The sequence below is a fragment of the Streptomyces sp. NPDC050509 genome (assembly GCF_044457965.1).
Classification (GTDB): Bacteria; Actinomycetota; Actinomycetes; order Streptomycetales; family Streptomycetaceae; genus Streptomyces.
The window spans coordinates 243,442-262,377 of sequence record NZ_JBITHL010000010.1; the positions used below are offsets into that span (position 1 = coordinate 243,442).

The window sequence follows — 18,936 nt, forward strand, 5'->3', positions numbered from 1 at the left end:
AATGTGGGCATGCGGTCTTGTCAGCTTCAGTGGAAGAACAGGGCCACCCCGTTGACGTAGAACTGGATAGGGTCATCCGAATTTATGTCGGTTAGACGGATGCTGCAAACCATCAGATTGGGGGGCGCAAATGAGAGTACAGCCATCATCTGACCCAGCTGGCGTTCGGTCAAATTCGCGCCGCTGATGAATGCGCCACTGAATGCCATCAGCGCAAAAACGACGCTATCGCCGGGTTGAAGATCTATGGGCTTACGTTGAGAGCGGACGTCCCCCGGACGCTCGCCTGGGGCGGGCCCTTCGAAGGCGAAATTGACGACTTGGAATCCCCTGAGGCCTGCATTGAGGCGACCCGTCGGGTCGCCCTCGCCGGGGATAAAGAGTCCCGGGGCGAGAGGCTCGATAACTTTGGCGTCTGTCAATTTCTGAGTAGTCATTTCCGACTCCGTTCGCGTAATTTGCGGAATTAAGTGCATCCGTCAGTTCAGCATGCACTTCGAGGAGTTCCAGGGTTCGACCTTTGGTAGGACGCGGCGCACCTTGGGGTCCCGCTCCCACGCTGCCTAAGCGGCTCGTATATCGCCTGAATGAATCGGACAGCGGCTACGCTCTCACTCCTCATCTGCCTCTCTCCACACTCGCACCGAGGTGGCATGTTCGCAAATTTTGAAGCGAGCCCGAATTATTTGAACCTGGAATAGTCGAATGCTCACGCGCTTGACGAACAACTATTCGGGCGAGGACTGTTACGGCAGCCGTAGATCGCGGCGAACCAGTCGACCCCGACGCCGGCGTCGAGGGCGTCGCGCACCATGGCGACGGCCTGGTCCGGCTTCGTCGAGAACTCCAACTCGTCAGGGACACGCGCGAGTTCACGGCGCTCGTCGTCGGCCGCCCACCCCTGGGGCAGGTAGAGCTTCCGGTCGATCATCACCCGCATCCTCGCGGTCACCGCTACGAGGTGCACCGCGACCTGGTACTTCGCCGTGCCGCCGATCGCCCCGGAGTACTGGTGGGCCGCCCCGACCGCGTACTCGGACGCCTTCTCGTCGCCGGTCTCGTCCGCGACCAGCACGATCTCCTCTCCGGCAAGGTGCACGGCGACCTGCTCGGCGATCTTCCTGCGGGCCGCCTCGTGATCGAACTTCGCCCGCGCCAGCAGGTGCTGGAACCGGTCCGGACTCCGGTGACCCGCGGCTTCGGCCAGTGTCCAGCAGTTGCGGGTCTCCAGCTCCATCAGCAGGCCCGACGTCAGCTCGGCTGCGGCCTGGCGGGGTTCACGCCGCTTGAAGCAGCCCGCGATGGCTCCCATCGCAGCCCCGAAGACGCCCGCCCACTCCTGCCCGGCTATCCTCGCCGCCGCGGCCACCGTCTCTTGATGTCTCGTCACAAAGCTTCATGATCACGGTGGCCGCACCCATCCCCACAGCCGGGCCCCGCGGTCGTCCTGACCTGCGAGAACACCAGATCTACGGCTGCCGTAACTGTCGTGCCTTTCCAGAGGCGCGACTTCCAAGATCATGGAGGCATCCCGCGATCCGACTAGCAGACTGTGCTTGGTGACGCCGCATCTTTGATCCCGCCTGCCTTTGGCTAACTCCGTATACGGCTGCCGCGCCCTCGCCGTCGTTGACGTACCGCTGGGATCGTGAATCGTCATGATCGGCCGCTTTCACGCGTTCAACCTCGGTACCGCCCTACCCGGAGCCCTCGGATCCTCCGGTCCTGCGAAAGACCGGGTCGCGTCCATATCTGGAAAGCCCGAGTAGTTTATTCGTCAAGCGCGAGAGCCCTCAAATATTTCAGGTTCAAACAATTCGAGCTCGCTTCAAAATTTGCGAACATGCCACTTCGGTGCGAATGTGGAGAGAGGCAGATGAGGAGTGAGAGTGTAGCCGCTGTCCGATTCATTCAGGCGAATATGGACGCATCTTGGCCAGCGCGGGTGCGGGGCTCCAAGGTGAGTAGCACCCCACCAAAGGTCGATCCATGGAACTCCTCGGAGTGCATCCTGAACTGGGGAATGCGCTTAATGCGGCAAATTACGTGAACGGAGCGAGAAGTGACTACTCAGAAATTGACAGACGCCAAAGTTATCGAGCATCTCGCCCCGGGACTCTTTATCCCCGGCGAGGGCGACCCGACGGGTCGCCTCAATGCAGGCTTCACGGGATTCCAAGTCGTCAATTTCTTCTTTGACGCACCCGGCGGCCCGGACCACCTCCTTCCCGGGGGCCCCCAGTCTCAACGTAAGCCCATAGATCTTCAACCCGGTGATAGCGTCGTTTTTGCGCTGATGGCATTCAGTGGCGCATTCATCAGCGGCGCGAATTTGACCAACCGCCCGCTGGGTCAGATGAAGGCTGAACTCTCATTTGCGCCCCCCAATTTTATGGTTTGCGGGATCCGTCTCAGCGACGCAAATGGGGATGACGCTATCCAGTTCTACGTCAACGGGGTGGCCCTGTTCTTCCACTGATACGGCAGCCATAGATCGTGGTGCCGCTGCGTTGTCCCTGGTCAGATGCTTCGCCTTAATCGCCTCCTCCTGGCAAGCACGGGCCACCTTACGGATCAGGGTCTCCTTCGTACCCCACACCTTCGCATGCTGCGTCCACTCCAGCGGGTACCTCGCCTCCCACTCCAGGAAGAGCAACGCATAGGGCAGCCCTGGCCAAGTCGTCAGATCCCCGCCCACAGGGCTATTCCACACCCCGTCAGGCAGCGAATGCTTCTGGGCTTGCCATCAGGGCTTCGGCGTAGTCGCGTGACGCCCAGGGCTTCGGCGTAGTCGTGTAACGCCCGGTTCGTGATGGCCTGTCGGCTCTGTGGGGGCGGGAAGCAGTGCAGGCACGGTTTCCAAGATCATGGAGTTCTCTACGCCCCGTGATTCGAGTGGAAGACCGTGCCTGCCGACGCATCATCGCTGATTCCGCCTGCCCTTGACCAACTCCGGGAGCATCCCGAGGTCGCATCGCAGGAGGGGACGACCTGCGGCGATTCCCTCACGATCCCCCGAACCGAAGGACGCCCGCACCGCGTCGTCCGTCCCGCCCATGTCCCTGGCGACCCCCAGCAGCGCCCCGGCCAGGTGGTCGCATTCGCCGCGTACCGCCGCCAGGCGCTCCTCCCACGACTCCAGGACGCCCGCCAGCTCCGCCACCGCGGCCAGGCCCACGGCACCGGGTGCCACGCCCGCGTGCGCGGAACGCAGACGGCGGCGGCTCTTCTCCGTGCTCGTCCGGAGCGTGGCGGCGGCGCCGGAGGCCGCTGTCCAGGGGCCGGTGGTGTGCTTCAGGTGTGCGTCGGCGCGCGGCGGCACCGGCGGGCGTTCCGCCAGCTCGAAGAGTTCCTGCCACTTCTGTGCGTACGGCACAGGACCGCCCCCGCTCCCCGCTCCCACGGACCATGAACGCGCCGCGTTACGTCACGGTGACGTTAGGTGCATCGCGGGGCGGGGTGCAAACGCGGTCACCTGACCGTACGGAGTCCCAGCGGGCCCGCGATCTCCTCCACCATGACGCGGCCCGCCTCTTCCGCGAGGGCTTCCTCCGCGGCTTCCGTGAGTTCCTGGTCCGTGTCGAGGCCGTCCAGGGCCGGGAGCGGCTGGTCCAGGCGGACGTGGGCGACCAGGGACTGGAGGGCGCGGAGGGTGGCGGAGGCGGTGGAGCCCCAGTTGGAGAAGTACGAGAACTGCCACCACCAGAGGGCCTCGGTCGTGCGGCCCGCGCGGTAGTGGGCCAGTCCGTGGCGGAGGTCGGTGACCACGTCGGCGATGTCGTCGGAGATCCGGTGCGCCACCGGCGCCTTGCGCGGCTCGTACGGGTCGAAGACCTCGGAGTAGACGTCGATCGGCTCCAGGATCACGGCGAAGCGCTCGCGCAGGTCGTCCACGTCCGGCTCGGGGCCCAGATCCGGTTCGTACCGCTCGTCGGGGAGGATGTCCTCGTGCGCACCCAGCCGGCCGCCGGCCAGCATGAGCTGCGAGAACTCCAGCAGCAGGAAGGGTACGGCGCTGTCCGGCTCGTCGCCCTTCGCCACTTCCGTGACGGCGACGATGAAGCTCTCGATCTGGTCGGCGATCTGGACCGCGAAGTCGTCCGGATCCTGGTTGACGGCGTGCAGCGTTGCGTCAGACATCGAGAAGTCGTCTCCCCTCGAAGGCACGCCCGAGCGTGACCTCGTCGGCATATTCCAGGTCGCCCCCGACGGGCAGACCGCTGGCCAGACGTGTGACCCTGAGGCCCATCGGCTTGATCATGCGGGCGAGGTACGTCGCCGTGGCCTCACCCTCCAGGTTGGGGTCGGTCGCCAGGATCAGCTCGGTGACCGTCCCGTCGGCGAGGCGGGTCAGCAGTTCACGGATGCGCAGATCGTCGGGGCCGACCCCCTCGATGGGGCTGATCGCGCCACCGAGCACGTGGTACTTCCCGCGGAACTCGCGGGTGCGCTCGATCGCGACGACGTCCTTCGGCTCCTCCACCACGCAGATCACCGTCACGTCCCGGCGGGCGTCGCGGCAGATCCCGCAGCGCTCCTCCTGGGCGACGTTGCCGCACACCGCGCAGAACCGCACCTTGTCCTTGACTTCCAGCAGCGCGTGCGCGAGGCGGCGGACGTCCGTCGGCTCCGCCTGGAGGACATGGAAGGCGATCCGCTGCGCGCTCTTGGGACCGACGCCGGGCAGCCTGCCCAGTTCGTCGATGAGCTCCTGAACCACGCCTTCGTACAACGGATTGCCTTTCCTGCCACAAACGCGTACGTGTCCACGTGAGTACGTTGGGTACGTCGACTACGTACGCTAGTTGGTACCGGCGAGTCTTAGAAGGGCAGGCCCGGCATACCGCCGAGGCCCTGGGCCAGCGGGCCCAGCTTGTCCTGCTGGAGCTGCTGCGCGTTGTCGTTCGCCGCGTGGACCGCCGCGACGACCAGATCCGCCAGCGTCTCGGTGTCCTCCGGGTCCACCGCCTTCGGGTCGATGACGAGGCCGCGCAGCTCACCGGAGCCGTTGACGGTGGCCTTCACCAGGCCCCCGCCCGCCTGGCCTTCGACCAGGGTCGCCGCCAGCTCCTCCTGCGCACGCGCGAGGTCCTGCTGCATCTTCTGGGCCTGCTGGAGCAGCTCTTGCATGTTGGGCTGACCACCACCGGGAATCACGGTCACTCCTGGCATTTCGACGACGATGTACCTGTAAGCCGAGCCTACGTGGTCCCCGCGTACCGCGCCCCACCCCACCGGGACCAACTCTTTCGAGTGAGTACCTTCGGCTCCTCTACCTGTTCACACCCCTGACGCGGGTGAAAAAGCCGGGATTTCGGCCGCGGCGCCCACCATTTGGCGGTAGGAATTGCGAGCACATCATCATGCGCGGATCGTCCTGTTCGCCTCGTATTCACCTCGCACACACGTGCGCATACGGGCGCGTACGGGCGTGCACCTACGTGCGCGGTCCCATCGCCGCGAGTGATGCGCGTCACCCAGTGTCACAGCAGACCGTAGAGGAGTGCCTCGGTGAGCCAGCCGGAGATGCAGCCCGGAGGCCCCGCCCGGGAGGAGGGCGCCTCACCCGGTGCGGACGCGAGCACCGGCGGGGGTACGGGTCCGGGCCCCGCGGAGTCCCTCGCCGACACCGACACCGGAAGCGGCCCGCCGTACGGCGATCTGATCAGCGGGCCCTTCCCCCAGGGCGACTGGGGCGAGCCGGCCGAACGCCTCGACGAGCTGTACCGCTGGGTCGAGACGGGCGCGCTGCGTACGGTCGACTGGTACCTCTCCGACCGGGTGCGCAAGCGCCGCTTCGCCCGCGTCCTGCGCGCCGCCACCGCGCTCGGGGTGACGGCGGGCGCGACGCTGCCGCTGGTGGATCTGACGGGCGCGCTGGCGGGGGCGGCGGGATGGGGGTACTTCTCGCTGCTGCTGGGCGCGGCGTGCGTGGGGTGCGACCGGTACTTCGGGCTGACGTCCGGGTGGATGCGGGCGGTGGCCACGGCGCAGGCGGTGCAGCGCCGGTTGCAGACGCTCCAGTTCGACTGGGCGTCGGAGTGCGTGCGGGAGGTGCTGGGCCCCACGGAGGGCACGGCCAGCGAGGCGGCGGAACGATGCCTCGGGGTGCTGCGGCGGTTCACGGAGGACGTGACGGAGCTGGTACGGGCGGAGACGGCGGACTGGATGGTCGAGTTCCGCTCCGGGCCCGCGCCGCTGGTGATGCAGTCGATGCCGATGGGCGGAGCCCGCGGCGAGGGCCCCGTCCCGCCCCTGGGCCGCTTCCCGCTGCCCCCGGGCGCCCGGCCGAACATGCCCAGACAGCGCCCGCCCGAGACCCGGTAGGCCCCGGTAGGCCCTGGTAGGCCCGATGGGGCACGGGGTCGCTCCCGCTTCGCGGTTACGGGGCCGCGCCCGCCTCAAGGTCGCCGGGACACCGCGCCCGCCCCTGCGTTACGGGGCCGCCACCAGGCCGGCCAGCAGGTCCGCGTGCGTGTGGCCCAGGTTCTTCGCCGCCGTCAGGAGGGTGAGCGGGCGGCCGGAGCGGGCCAGCTCCCGGAGGCGCCGCAGGGCCTGCGCGGGCTCGGGCGCGGTCAGTTCGGCCTCGTAGCGGGCGCGGAACTCCTCGTACCGCTCCTCCATCCGCTCGTGGTACCAGGCGCGCAGTTCGGCCGAGGGGGTGGCCGACTTGGCCCATTCGTCGAGCCGTACGTCCTCCTTGCTGAGGCCGCGCGGCCAGAGCCGGTCCACCAGCACGCGGGTGCCGTCCTCGGGGGCCCACTCCTCGTACACCCGCTTGACCCTGACCCGGACCGTCACTCCGGTCACGGCCGACGTGTCTTCCTCTTTCGGCTCCATCTTCCGAGCATGCCCGGGGGCAGGTGCCCTTGCGACTTCTGTCCGCCGGATGTCGAGAACTCGACAGAAGGGACAATTCAGGGGCCGGCTGGTTTGCCGGCCCCTGAATCGGTTCCTGGATCCGCTCCGTCAGCCCGGTCGGACCGGTCCGACCGTCAGCTAAAGATGATCATGGAGCCTTGCCCCAGGCTCCTGGTGGCCGCCGCGTGCAGCCCCAGCCACACATGGCGCTCCCGGGCGAACGGGCTGTCGTCGTACGGGATCGAGGCCGCCGGTTCCTCCAGCGACGTGGGGCGGTCCGGCGGGGTCGGGGCCGACGGGGGGTTGGCCGGGTCGATGCCGATCGCCGGGCCGACGATCTCCAGCTCGCGCAACAGACCCTGCGTCGAGCCCAACGGGCCGCCGCCCGCGAGGAGTTCCTCGTTCGAGAGGGGGAGGTCGAAGTCCACCGGGACGTACGCGCCCGCGTGGTCGTAGTGCCAGACGAGATGCGACTGCTGAGCCGTCGACTCGAACATCTCCAGCAACTGCTCGTAGTCACCGCCCAGTTCACCGACCGGCGTCACCGCGAGGCCGCAGAGCTGGAGCAGGTACACGCGCCGCAGGAAATGCAGCGCGTCGTAGTCGAAACCGGCGACCGGGGCGACATCGCCCGCGAGGCCCGGCATGTAGGCGAAGACGGGAACGGACGGCAGCCCGGCCTCGCCGAGCGCCTTGTCGTACACGGCGATCTCTTCGGCGAAGGGATTGTCGGGGCTGTGGCACAGCACATCGACGAGGGGGACCAACCACAGGTCACAGGCCAAGGGAGGCTCGCTCTCCAACGGGTTCGTACGCGTGCGCGCGATGGTCGGGACAGCGTAATGCGGCGGGCACGTCGGGCGAAGGGGCCCGGCGGCCCCCATCGGCCCGGCGAGCCGTCGCCGGGCCGATAGCCACCGGCGGCCCGGCGGCCTCCTCCCGTACCTCCAGGGCCCGTCGGCCCCGCATCATCGCGTCCCCATCATCCGGTATCGATCATCCGGTATCGATCGGTACCCAGGAACCGGGGCCGGTCACCTTCTGGCCGGAAGGTCCCAGATCCAGACCCCGCCGATCCGCTTCCCCGGCCGCTGGAACAGCTTCTCCAGCGTCTCGTAGAGCGCCGCGTCGTTGGGCTGCGGCGTCAGCACCACCACGCCGCCCTTCCAGAAGTCCAGATCGAAGCGGGCCTGCGCGCGCCACCGGTCGTCGATCTCCTGGGCCTGGCCGCTGTAGCGGACGTCACGCAGCATGGAGGAGGTGTAGCGGGCGGGGGCGCCGTAGATGCCCATACGGTTCTCGCCCCAGGGCCCGTTGAAGTAGCCGCCCGGCACGGAGAATCCGAACCTGGTCGCGGACTGCCAGCGCAGCGCCTCGGCGTTGCCCGGGTCCGGGACCGGTACGGGGACCACGGACTCCCCCTCGGTGACGTACGCGCGGTACATCTTCTCCGTGAAGAACTCCGGGATGTCGGGGCGCTCCCGTACCGGCAGCGGCGTCGGCACGATCGGGAGCAGGGCCACCGCCACCACCGCCAAGCCGATGAGACGGTGGACCCGCTCCTGCCGCACGTTCCGTACGACTCCTGCGTCCCGTACGTCCCGGGCGTCCGCCAGGTTCGCCACCGCCAGGGCCACCAGCGCGCCCAGCGCCGGCGCGCAGATCATCGCCACCCGTGACTCGATGACCGACTCGAAGAGCGGCTGGTGCGCCAGCGCCCGCCACGGGCCCGGCAGCACCACATCGGTGTAGGGGATACGGATCTTCTGCCCCAGCGACAGCACCGCCGCCGCCACCGCCGTGAACGCCAGCGCCCTGACCACCGAGAGCCGCCACAGCCACACCACGATCCCCAGCGTGAGGGAGATCAGCGGCCAGCCGTAGAAGGCGTTCTGCTCGGTGCGGTTCATCGCCAGGGCGTCGGCCGTCGCCTCGTCGCCGAAGAGCGCCCGCCCGGAGAACTCCAGGAAGGAGAGCGGGCTGTTGCCCGCGCTGTCGCCGTGCAGCACGCTGTGGTAGCTCTGCGGGCCGAGGAACTGCCAGTACAGCGGGAACGCCACCAGCGGCAGACAGACGCCCAGCGCCACTCCGACCCCGCGCAGCAGGGGGCCCAGGGCCGCCCGCGCGACATCGCGGCGTACGACGGCGTACGAGAGCGCGAAGAGCAGCGTGCCCATCACGGCGAGCAGCAGCGGCTCCTCGCCCAGGAAGATCTGGTACGTCGCGAAGAGGCCCAGCAGGACCCCGTCCCGTACGGTCCTCGGTCTGGCGTCCTTCCCGTTACCGTCCTTCCCGTTACCGTCCTTCCCGGCCGGTGCGCACAGGCGCAGCGCCCGGTCGATGATCACCGGGATCATGAACAGCACGAGGAAGTTCGGGTGCGCGTTGGCGTGCGAGATCATCGGCGGCCCGAAGGCGGCGAGCGAACCGCCGAGCGCCGCCGCCCGACGGTTCGCGGTGAGCCACCGCGCGAACAGCCAGTACCAGGCGAACGCCGTGCCGGCCAGCCCGAGCGTCAGGACGAGCGCCCAGGTGACGACCGGGCCGAGGGTGAGCGTGACGGGCGTGAGCGGTACGGAGAGCCCGAGCATGACGGTGTTCGCCATCAGGTTCACGCCGTCGGGGAAGTTCTGGATCGTGGTGAAGAGCGGATTGCGCAGATGCACGACGTTGTCCGCGGTGACCGCGAAGAACCACTCCCACTGGTTCTGGTCGGACCCCGCGTCGGCGAGGTACCCGCGGTCGAGGTCCGCCCACAGCCCCTTGTAGAGGAAGAAGGAGGCGAGGACGAAGAGTCCGGCGACGGCCAGGTCCGTACGGTGCCTGCGCCCCCAGCGGCGGACGGCGCCCTGGATGCCGCCCGGATCGCCGCCTTCATCCTTCGGGCGGGAGGTCCGCAGCCGGGTCAGCTCCAGCAGCACCCTGCCGTAGTCCAGCGGCCGTACCTTCGAGCCCGGCTGGTGCGACCAGCGCACCGGCACCTCCGTCACCGGCCACCCGGAGCGCCGGAAGAAGCGCAGTATCTCGACGTCTATGCCCCAGCCGTCCAGCCGCGAGGCGGCGAAGGCGGCGCGCGCCCGCTCGCCGTCGAAGAGCTTGAAGCCGCACTGGGTGTCGCTGATGCCGTCGACCGCGACGCGCTGTATGAGCCGGTTGCCGAGCCGGCCCAGCCACTCGCGCACCGCGAGCTGCCGTACCTCTATGCGCGCGTCGGGATGGGCGCGCGAGCCGATCGCCGCGCCGCCGCCCCCGTCCGCCGAGAGCTGCTCGTCGAGCTGGTCGAGTTCGGAGATCGGGGTCGCGAGGTCCGCGTCGGTCACGAGGACGCGCCGGCCGTACGAGGCGAGCACACCCTGCCGCAGGGCGTGGCCCTTGCCGTGGTTGCCGTCGCTCCTGACGAGTTGGATGCGCGGCTCACCGGCGGCGGCCTCGGCGGCGACCTCGGCCGTACGGTCGGTGGAGCCGTCGTCCACGACGATCAGCTCCCACTCGCCCCAGCGGTCGGGGTCCGCGCGCAGGTGGTCGCGGATGGCGTCGAGGGTGGGGCGCAGACGGCGCTCCTCGTTGTACGCGGGGACGACGACGGTCAGGTCCACGAGGCCGCCCGCACCCGCGCCTACGTCGGCGATACCCGCGATACCCGCGATACCCGTGATGTCCGCGCTCGCGTCTGTGCTCGCGCTCGCGTCCGTATCCGCGCTCGCGTCCGTGTCCGCGTCCGTTCCGGGGGTTTCTTCCGTCGTCATTTCTGCGGGCGCTCCAGCCGGTCCGCCCACTTCAGGGAGTGGGCGTCGTAGTCACCGATGACGGTCCGCACCGCCACCGCGTCGCCGAGGGTCAGGGCGTCGACCAGCGGCTCGTAGCCGTTCCAGAGCCACAGGGCGCAGGCCTTCGCCCCGCCTTCCGCCCGCAGGAAGGGTACGGAGAACACCCACGCCTGCACACGCAGCCGGTGCAGGAACTCCGCGACGTAACGGTTGGCGACCAGGGCACACAGCTCGCGCCAGAACCGCAGGTCGTAGCCGATGAGGATGTTCAGGTCACCGGCGCCGGCCGCGCGCGCGGCCTCCTCGGCCCGGCGCCGTACGGAGACGAGCGCGGTGCCCTGCGCCCTGGCGGCGAGATGCCCATCGCCCAGCTCTCGGAAGACCGCGTCGGCGATCAGCGCGCGTGCCTCGGCCATGCCGCGGAAGTCCGCCACGGAGAACTGGTGGACCCGGAAGCCCCGGTGCTGGTCGGAGTCGAGCAGATCCTGCGCGGAGAGGTCGACCAGCGCCTCTCTGACCGGGGTCGCGGAGACCCCGTACTGCTCGGCGATCTGCTTGACAGTGAATTCCTGCCCCGGCAGTAAACGCCCCGCGAGCACCTCGTCACGCAGCGCGTCCGCGATCTGCTGCCGCAAGGTATTGCGGGTGACAGCTCCGCTGGCGGGCATGGTTTTCCGTCCCCTCATCCGGCTTCCGACACCTTAGACCGACCGGCAATCGGGGGGCGGCGTCGCGGGGGCGGGCCTGACCAGGCCCGCGGCCGGATTCGGCCCCGGCCCCTGTCCGGATTCCGCGACTCCGGGGGCCCACGACTCCGGAAGCCCGTGAGCCCACGAGCGCGCGGGTCCCGTACAACGCGCAGGTCCCGCGCTACGCCCAGGTCCCGCGCTACGCCGCCGTGTGCTCGTCCGCCACGGACAGCGCCGCGTCCAGAATGGCCAGCCCCTCCTTCGCCTCCGCCTCGGAGACGTTGCAGGCCGGCACCGCGTGCGTACGGTTCATGTTCACGAAGGGCCACAGGCCGCCCTTCTTGCACGCGGCGGCGAAGGCGGCCATCGGCGCGTTCGCCTCGCCCGACGCGTTGTACGGCACCAGCGGCTCGCGCGTCTCCCGGTCCCGTACGAGGTCGAGCGCCCAGAAGACACCCGTCCCCCGCACCTCGCCCACCGAGGGGTGGCGCGCCGCCAGGTCGCGCAGGCCGGGGCCGAGGACCGTCTCGCCGATGTGCGCCGCGTGCTCCACGATCTTCTCCTCCGCCATGACCTGGATCGTCGCGACGGCGGCGGCGCAGGCCAGCGGATGGCCGGAGTAGGTGAGCCCGCCGGGGTAGGGGCGGGTGGCGAAGGTCTCCGCGACGGCGGCGGAGATGGCGACGCCGCCAAGCGGTACGTACCCCGAGTTGACGCCCTTGGCGAAGGTCAGCAGGTCGGGGACGACGTCATGGTGCTCGGCGGCGAACCACTTGCCCGTACGGCCGAATCCGGCCATCACCTCGTCCAGCACGAACACGATCCCGTGCCGGTCGCAGATCTCCCGTACGCCCGCGAGATAGCCGGGCGGCGGCGTCATGACGCCCGCCGTGCCCGGGACGGTCTCCAGGATGATCGCCGCGATCGTCGCCGGGCCCTCGAAGGCGAGGGTCGCCTCCAGGTGCTCCAGCGCGCGGGCGCACTCCTCGGCCTCGTCGGAGGAGTAGAAGGCGGAGCGGTAGAGGAAAGGACCGTGGAAGTGGACGACGCCTGCCGTGCCGCTGTCGGAGGCCCAGCGGCGCGGGTCGCCGGTCAGGTTGATCGCGGTGGAGGTGCCACCGTGGTACGAGCGGTACGCGGAGAGCACCTTGGGGCGGCCGGTGTGGAGGCGGGCCATCCGGATGGCGTTCTCGACGGCCTCGGCGCCGCCGTTCGTGAAGAAGATCTTGTCGAGGTCGCCGGGTGTGCGCTCGGCGATGAGGCGCGCGGCCTCGGAGCGTACGTCCACGGCGAAGGCTGGCGCGAAGGTGGTGAGGCGGCCGGCCTGCTCCTGGATCGCGGCGACGACGGTGGGGTGCTGATAGCCGATGTTGGTGAAGACGAGACCGCTGGTGAAGTCGAGGTAACGGTTGCCGTCGTAGTCCCAGAAGTAGGACCCCTCGGCCCCGGCGACGGCGAGGGGGTCGATCAGGTCCTGCGCGGACCAGGAGTGGAACACGTGCGCGCGGTCGGCGGCCTTCACGGCGGCGCCGATGTGCGGGGCCGCGGCGTGCGGGTCTTCGTACGAGGTGGGGTGCGGGGCGGCGTGTGCGGTCATGGCACCAGCGTAGGGACGTACGGGAAGGAACGGACAAGGCCCGGGTGTACGGACGGGATCGCCGCCGATCGGCACGGCGGCGGGTTCCTGCCGCGCGCCCCCGATCCCCTCCCTCCTCCTCTTCCTCTCCCCTTCTCCTCCTCCCCTCCTCTCCCCTCCTCTTCCCCTCCCCTTCTCCTCCTCTTCCCCTCCTCTTCTCCTCCTCTTCCCCTCCTCTCGATGCATCCCTTCCCTTCCCTCCGCCTCTTCCCCCTTCACTCCCCTCTCTCGATCCGTTTCCCTCGATGCGAGATGATCCGGGCGCGACACCGACAATGGGTGGCACCCGACAATGGGTGCCAACCGGGTATGGGCACGGGGTATGGGGAGGGGCCGCGCGGCCATGGAGAGACTGGTAGCAGGAGATCCCACACACATCGGCGCCTACCGGCTGCTCGCCCGCCTCGGCGCGGGCGGGATGGGCCAGGTCTATCTGGCGCGCTCCGACCGGGGCCGTACGGTCGCGGTCAAGCTCGTCCGGCCGGAACTGGCCGAGCAGGAACAGTTCCGCGGCCGGTTCCGGCAGGAGGTGGCGGCGGCGCGGCGCGTCGGCGGGATGTGGACGGCGCCGGTCCTCGACGCCGACACGGAGGCGGACGTGCCGTGGCTGGCCACGGGCTATGTCGCCGGGCCCTCGCTCCAGACGGTGGTGTCGGGGCGGCACGGGCCGCTGCCGGAGCGTTCCGTCCGTATCCTCGCGTCCGGCCTCGCCCACGCCCTCCAGGACATCCACGCGGCCGGGCTGATCCACCGCGACCTCAAGCCGTCCAACGTGCTGGTGACGATCGAGGGGCCGCGCGTCATCGACTTCGGAATAGCCCGCGCACTGGAGACGGTCGCGGAAGAGAGCCTGACCCGCACCGGCGCGCTGGTGGGCTCGCCCGGCTTCATGGCGCCCGAGCAGGTGCGCGGGGACCGGGTGACGGCGGCGTGCGACGTCTTCTGCCTCGGCTCGGTCCTGGCGTACGCGACGACGGGACGGCTGCCGTTCGGCGGGGCGGACACCGCGGTGCACGTCCTGATGTTCCGCATCGCGCAGGAGGAACCGGACCTGTCGGGACTGCCCGAGGGCCTCTCCGAGCTGGTACGCGACTGCCTGCGCAAGGACCCGGCGCAGCGGCCGACCACGCGGGACATCCTGGCCCGGGTGGGCGAGGCGGAGGACTCGGGGGCGGGCCCCGGCGGGGAACCATGGCTGCCGGGCGGGCTGCTGGCGCAATTGGGGCAGCACGCGGTGCGGTTGCTGGAACACGAGGACCCGACGGGGACGGTACGAACGCCGACGGCAAGCACGGAGCCCGGTCCGTCCGTGCGGTCCGGACCGTCCGCATCGTCCGGATCATCCTCACCGTCCTCGCAGTCCTCGCAGTCCTCGCAGTCCTCGCCGGCAACGCCGGCAACGCCGACGACGCGGGCTACGCCGGGCAGCCCGGAGAGCCCCCACGCCCCCGCGGCTCACCCCGCCCCTCCCGCTCCGGGGACGCACAGGACGCCGACGACGAACGACCACCGCGCGACGCAGCCACCGCTCGCGCCGACACCCCCGCCCGCGTCCCCGTACGGCCACCCGGGCCTTCCCCCGCGGGCGGGCTACGGCTACCCGCACACCGGGTACGGCAGCCCGGCCCCCGCGCAGGAACCGGCGGCGCGCAGTGTCCGCGGCACGATCGCCCTGATCGCCGTCGCGGTGGTCGTCGCGATCGGCGCGGGCGGCTCGGTGTACGCCGTCATGCGCGGCGACGGGATGAAGAAGAACGACACGGCACCGGTCACCGACACCGCGTCCCCGGGCTCGGACGTGAACCCCCAGGCCCCCACCCCGGATTCCAGCACCGGCGCCGGGTCCCCCTCCTCCCCCTCGGGGACCGCCGGAAAAATCCCGGCGCAGTACCTCGGCACCTGGAACGGCAGCGCGGACAGCGGCTCCGAGGACAGCTCCCGGACCCTGGTCATACGGCAGGGCGGCCCGGGCGACGACGTCCTGACCCTGACGGTGAAAGGCCCGGCGAACGGCGCCACGTACCACTGCGTCTTCGAAGCCCCCCTGGCCACCGCCCCCGCGGCCGACGGCCCGCTGCGCATCGGCCCGTCCGAGGTGACCACCGGGGAACCGATGTCCTCCTGCACCCCCGGGGCGGCGACGGAGCTGACGATCCTCCCGGACGGGGGCCTCCGCCGCGTGACGACGACCGGGGAGTCCCTGACGTACACGAAGACGGGCTGACCGAACCACCGAGCGGTGGTGCGGGGAGGGAGGTTCTTGTTCCCCAGTCCTTTCTCCCGTAGGGAGCGGGCCCGACACGCCGGCGGCCTCCTCACCGGAGGCCAGGTTTCGGCCATTTCCGGTGTCTTCGGTGCCACCGTTGCCGACGGCTCCCGATCCCTCGTTCGTGTAGGGGTGATCGAACACCTCGCACACCGTGGAGAGTTGCCCCGATTCGCGGTCCTTCACGACCGACCGGCGCAGATAGCGGGATTCCTCCAGCTCACGCAGGGATTCGGCGATCCGCGTGCGGCCTTCCTTGCGCTGATCGGCGAGAGACCGGATCGAGGCGCGGGCGCCGGGCGGCAGGCTGAGTAAGTACATGAGTACGCCTGCCGCGCACCACGAGATGGAGCGATCGCGCAGCAGCGCGTTGGCGAAGGTGGAGAACGAACGGGTGGGCGTTGTACGGTAAATGCGCATCCGGAGGTGCTACTCCTGGTGTCGGGCCCCCGGGTGATTGGGTCACCGCGGGGGTATTTCCTGCCCAAAGCTCGGATCTGATCGCAGATCCGCGGGTCTGCCGCGACTGTAACGCCACGCACTGTGACGAGCGCAAGTGTCAACAGCACCGCCCGGGACCGGCGTTCGATTCGTTGCGGATCGCCTGCCGAACCAGCTCTGACCTGCGGATATCCGCCACCGCAGAATGGTTCTGCCAACGCCGCCGAACCCCCGCCGCAACAGCCGGAGTTCACCCATCGGAGTGACGCCCCCGGGTCGGGACCACTCCGGGAGGACCACGCCGGACACCGGCGACGGACGCCCGTAATTCCGTTTGTTTCAGCCCTATGACGCCACGTCGTCCCGCAGTACGTTGGGAGCGCTCCCATAACCGGATCCCCCACATCCCCCCAACCCGGAAGATGGAGACCGCATCATGGATTGTCATGAGCACTTAAGGAACAACCGCGTCACCCGCGTCACCCGCCCCCGGCACACCAAGCGCTGGATCCTGCGCGTCCTGGGGCTGCTCTCCACCGTCATGCTCTGCCTGATCGGTACGGTCGGCACCGCCTCCGCCCACGGATCGGTCATCGACCCCGCCTCCCGCAACTACGGCTGCTGGCTGCGCTGGGGCAGCGACTTCCAGAACCCGGCGATGGCCACGCAGGACCCCATGTGCTGGCAGGCGTGGCAGGACAACACGAACGCCATGTGGAACTGGAACGGCCTCTACCGCAACGGTGCCGCCGGTAACTTCCAGGCCGTCGTCCCGAACGGCCAGCTCTGCAGCGCGGGCCGCACCGAGGGCGGGCGCTACAACTCGATGGACGTCCCCGGCGCGTGGAAGACGACCAGCATCAAGAGCAACTTCAAGATCAACCTGTACGACCAGGCCCGGCACGGCGCCGACTACATCCTCGTCTACGTCAGCAGGCAGGGTCTCGACCCCACGACCCAGCCGCTGAACTGGAGCGACATGCAGTTGGTCAAACGGACCGCCGCCTACGCCCCGGCCGAGTACTACCCCATCGACGTCACCACGTCGGGGTACACGGGACGCCATGTCGTCTACACGATCTGGCAGGCCTCGCACATGGACCAGACGTTCTTCATGTGCAGTGACGTGACCATCTCCTGAGCCGGCCCCACCCCGGCGCAGTCCCCCGCCCCCCACCGAAGGACAACGGGCGCCGCACCCCCGGTGCGACGCCCGTTCGTAGCGCTCAGGAAGCCGGGGCCGAGGCCAGGTCCGACGCCGGGGCCGCTGCCGCGACGCAGTAGACGTTGCCCTCCGGGTCCGCCATCACGATGTGGTGTTCGTCGACCTCCGCCACGATCGTCCCGCCCGCCGCCACCAGCCGCTCGGCCTCGGCCCGGATCCGCGCCCAACGCGCCTCGGCGCCGCCGTGCACAGGCAGCCGGATGTCCATATGGAGGCGGTTCTTCGCCGTGCGCGGCTCGGGGACCTTGAGGATCGACAACCGTGGACCGATCCCCTCCGGATCGCACAGCCAGGCCCCGTCCTCGGCGGAGGAGTCCTCCTCCAGGTCGAGACTCGCCAGCCACTCGGCGCGGGTGGCGAAGGGCGTGGGCGGCGGCTCGTCGACGTAGCCGAGCGCCGTCTTCCAGAACGCGGCGAGGAGCCGCGCGTTCGTGCAGTCAAGGGTCAGATCGATGCGTGCTGCCATGACAGGACCGTACGGCCCGCCACTGACAATCCGGTCGGCCCGCGCGCGCAAACACGACCGCCCCGGCGCCGTTTCCGGCGCCGGGGCGGTGTGATGGAGCTTCGAAAAGAACTACAGGAACCAGGAACCAGGGACCTACAGGAACGAGTTGATCTCGATCGTCTCCGTGCGGCCCGGACCCACGCCGATCGCCGAGATCGGGGCTCCCGACATCTCCTCCAGGGCCTTCACGTACGCCTGCGCGTTCTTCGGCAGGTCGGCGAACGTCTTCGCCTTCGTGATGTCCTCCGACCAGCCCGGCAGGTACTCGTACACCGGCTTCGCGTGGTGGAAGTCCGTCTGGCTGTACGGGAGTTCCTCGACGCGCCTGCCGTCGATCTCGTACGCCACGCACACCGGGATCTGCTCCCAGCCGGTCAGCACGTCCAGCTTGGTGAGGAAGAAGTCCGTCAGGCCGTTGACCCGGGTCGCGTAGCGCGCGATCACCGCGTCGAACCAGCCGCAGCGGCGGTCGCGGCCCGTGGTGACGCCCCGCTCGCCGCCGATGCGGCGCAGGGCCTCGCCGTCCTCGTCGAAGAGTTCCGTGGGGAACGGTCCGGCGCCGACGCGCGTCGTATAGGCCTTGAGGATGCCGATGACACGGTTGATCTTCGTCGGCCCCACACCGGAGCCGGTGCAGGCGCCGCCCGCCGTCGGGTTGGACGAGGTGACGAAGGGGTATGTGCCGTGGTCGACGTCGAGCAGGGTGCCCTGGCCGCCCTCGAAGAGGACGACCTTGCCCTCGTCGATCGCGTTGTTGAGGATCAGCGTCGTGTCCGCCACGTACGGCTTGAGCCGGTCCGCGAAGGTCAGCAGCTCCTCGACGACCTTGCCGGCCTCTATGGCCCGCCGGTTGAAGACCTTGGCGAGGAGCTGGTTCTTGGACTCCAGCGCCGCGTCGACCTTCTGCGCCAGGATCGACTCGTCGTAGAGGTCCTGGACGCGGATGCCGGTGCGGTTGATCTTGTCCGCGTACGTCGGGCCGATGCCGCGCCCGGTCGTACCGATCTTCCGCTTCCCGAGGAACCGTTCCGTCACCTTGTCGACCGTGACGTTGTACGGCGTGATCAAGTGCGCGTTGCCACTGATCAGCAGCTTCGACGTGTCGACACCGCGCTCGCCAAGACCGTTCAGCTCGGAGAACAGGACAGCCGGGTCGACCACCACGCCGTTACCGATCACCGGGGTGCACCCCGGGGAGAGGATTCCGGAAGGGAGGAGATGCAGTGCGTACTTCTGGTCGCCCACGACGACCGTGTGGCCGGCGTTGTTGCCGCCCTGGTAACGCACGACATAGTCCACGGAACCACCGAGCAGGTCGGTGGCCTTTCCCTTGCCTTCGTCACCCCACTGAGCACCGAGCAGCACAAGTGCGGGCACAGGCGTACACCCCTTCCGGGCGGGGCATGTCCAAGGTCAGGGAGCGCACAAACGCCGTTCATACAGCGTGAGTACGCCGTAACCATGCGTTATCCGTGCCTGCGACATCGCACAGCGTTGTACGACACAGACCTGACCGTCGAACCGGATGCCCCGGAATAGACGA

At 69.2% G+C, this 18,936-nt stretch carries 17 protein-coding genes; 4 read left to right on the forward strand and 13 right to left on the reverse strand.

What is annotated here, in order from left to right; genetic code table 11:
- Positions 1-26: 26 nt before the first annotated feature.
- Positions 27-437, reverse strand: a complete 411-nt coding sequence (locus ACIBJC_RS28320) for a hypothetical protein (protein WP_399297169.1) — start codon at positions 435-437, stop codon at positions 27-29.
- Positions 438-709: 272 nt separating this feature from the next.
- Positions 710-1,390, reverse strand: coding sequence for a transposase (locus tag ACIBJC_RS28325; protein WP_399297171.1), 681 nt, complete (start codon positions 1,388-1,390; stop codon positions 710-712).
- Positions 1,391-2,062: 672 nt separating this feature from the next.
- Between ACIBJC_RS28325 and ACIBJC_RS28330 the strand changes: the two genes are divergently transcribed.
- Entirely contained in the window at positions 2,063-2,479 is a 417-nt protein-coding gene (locus ACIBJC_RS28330) for a hypothetical protein (protein WP_399297173.1), read from the forward strand.
- 441 nt (positions 2,480-2,920) lie between these two features.
- Here the strand turns inward: ACIBJC_RS28330 and ACIBJC_RS28335 are convergent, their stop codons facing one another.
- From ACIBJC_RS28335 to ACIBJC_RS28350, 4 genes are all read right to left on the reverse strand, one after another.
- Complete coding sequence (locus tag ACIBJC_RS28335; RefSeq protein WP_399297175.1) at positions 2,921-3,376, reverse strand: hypothetical protein; 456 nt, start codon at positions 3,374-3,376, stop codon at positions 2,921-2,923.
- Between the two features lie 95 nt (positions 3,377-3,471).
- Entirely contained in the window at positions 3,472-4,140 is a 669-nt protein-coding gene (locus ACIBJC_RS28340) for a DUF5063 domain-containing protein (protein ID WP_399297177.1), read from the reverse strand.
- Positions 4,133-4,732, reverse strand: a complete 600-nt coding sequence (gene recR, locus ACIBJC_RS28345) for a recombination mediator RecR (RefSeq protein ID WP_399297179.1) — start codon at positions 4,730-4,732, stop codon at positions 4,133-4,135. Before recR ends, ACIBJC_RS28340 begins: the two co-directional genes overlap by 8 nt.
- 89 nt (positions 4,733-4,821) lie before the next feature.
- Entirely contained in the window at positions 4,822-5,157 is a 336-nt protein-coding gene (locus tag ACIBJC_RS28350; RefSeq protein WP_329824387.1) for a YbaB/EbfC family nucleoid-associated protein, read from the reverse strand.
- A 354-nt stretch (positions 5,158-5,511) separates the two neighbouring features.
- On the opposite strand from ACIBJC_RS28350, the gene ACIBJC_RS28355 reads away from it, so the two are divergent.
- Positions 5,512-6,327: an SLATT domain-containing protein gene (locus ACIBJC_RS28355; protein ID WP_329824156.1), complete on the forward strand. Its 816-nt coding sequence runs from the start codon at positions 5,512-5,514 to the stop codon at positions 6,325-6,327.
- 108 nt (positions 6,328-6,435) lie between these two features.
- On the opposite strand, the gene ACIBJC_RS28360 is transcribed toward ACIBJC_RS28355, so the two are convergent.
- From ACIBJC_RS28360 to ACIBJC_RS28380, 5 genes are all read right to left on the reverse strand, one after another.
- Positions 6,436-6,840: a DUF488 domain-containing protein gene (locus ACIBJC_RS28360; RefSeq protein ID WP_399297182.1), complete on the reverse strand. Its 405-nt coding sequence runs from the start codon at positions 6,838-6,840 to the stop codon at positions 6,436-6,438.
- Between the two features lie 155 nt (positions 6,841-6,995).
- Complete coding sequence (locus ACIBJC_RS28365) at positions 6,996-7,646, reverse strand: hypothetical protein (protein WP_384915734.1); 651 nt, start codon at positions 7,644-7,646, stop codon at positions 6,996-6,998.
- A gap of 249 nt (positions 7,647-7,895) precedes the next feature.
- Entirely contained in the window at positions 7,896-10,607 is a 2,712-nt protein-coding gene (locus ACIBJC_RS28370) for a dolichyl-phosphate beta-glucosyltransferase (RefSeq protein WP_399297184.1), read from the reverse strand.
- On the reverse strand, positions 10,604-11,296 hold the full coding sequence (locus tag ACIBJC_RS28375) for a GntR family transcriptional regulator (protein ID WP_399297186.1): 693 nt from the start codon (positions 11,294-11,296) through the stop codon (positions 10,604-10,606). The genes ACIBJC_RS28370 and ACIBJC_RS28375 overlap by 4 nt, the downstream gene beginning before the upstream one ends.
- A 220-nt stretch (positions 11,297-11,516) precedes the next feature.
- Positions 11,517-12,914, reverse strand: a complete 1,398-nt coding sequence (locus ACIBJC_RS28380) for an aspartate aminotransferase family protein (RefSeq protein ID WP_399297188.1) — start codon at positions 12,912-12,914, stop codon at positions 11,517-11,519.
- A 382-nt stretch (positions 12,915-13,296) separates the two neighbouring features.
- Between ACIBJC_RS28380 and ACIBJC_RS28385 the strand changes: the two genes are divergently transcribed.
- Together ACIBJC_RS28385 and ACIBJC_RS28390 are read left to right on the forward strand one after the other, a co-directional pair.
- Positions 13,297-15,177 carry a serine/threonine-protein kinase gene (locus ACIBJC_RS28385; RefSeq protein ID WP_399297190.1) on the forward strand — a complete coding sequence of 627 codons (1,881 nt, stop codon included), beginning with the start codon at positions 13,297-13,299 and terminating at the stop codon, positions 15,175-15,177.
- Between the two features lie 919 nt (positions 15,178-16,096).
- Positions 16,097-16,801 carry a lytic polysaccharide monooxygenase gene (locus ACIBJC_RS28390; protein ID WP_399297192.1) on the forward strand — a complete coding sequence of 235 codons (705 nt, stop codon included), beginning with the start codon at positions 16,097-16,099 and terminating at the stop codon, positions 16,799-16,801.
- A gap of 85 nt (positions 16,802-16,886) precedes the next feature.
- On the opposite strand, the gene ACIBJC_RS28395 is transcribed toward ACIBJC_RS28390, so the two are convergent.
- Positions 16,887-17,351: a VOC family protein gene (locus tag ACIBJC_RS28395; RefSeq protein ID WP_399297194.1), complete on the reverse strand. Its 465-nt coding sequence runs from the start codon at positions 17,349-17,351 to the stop codon at positions 16,887-16,889.
- Positions 17,352-17,486: 135 nt separating this feature from the next.
- The gene (locus ACIBJC_RS28400; protein ID WP_399297196.1) at positions 17,487-18,770 is read right to left on the reverse strand and encodes an adenylosuccinate synthase; all 1,284 of its coding nucleotides are present in this window, start codon (positions 18,768-18,770) and stop codon (positions 17,487-17,489) included.
- Positions 18,771-18,936 lie beyond the last annotated feature (166 nt).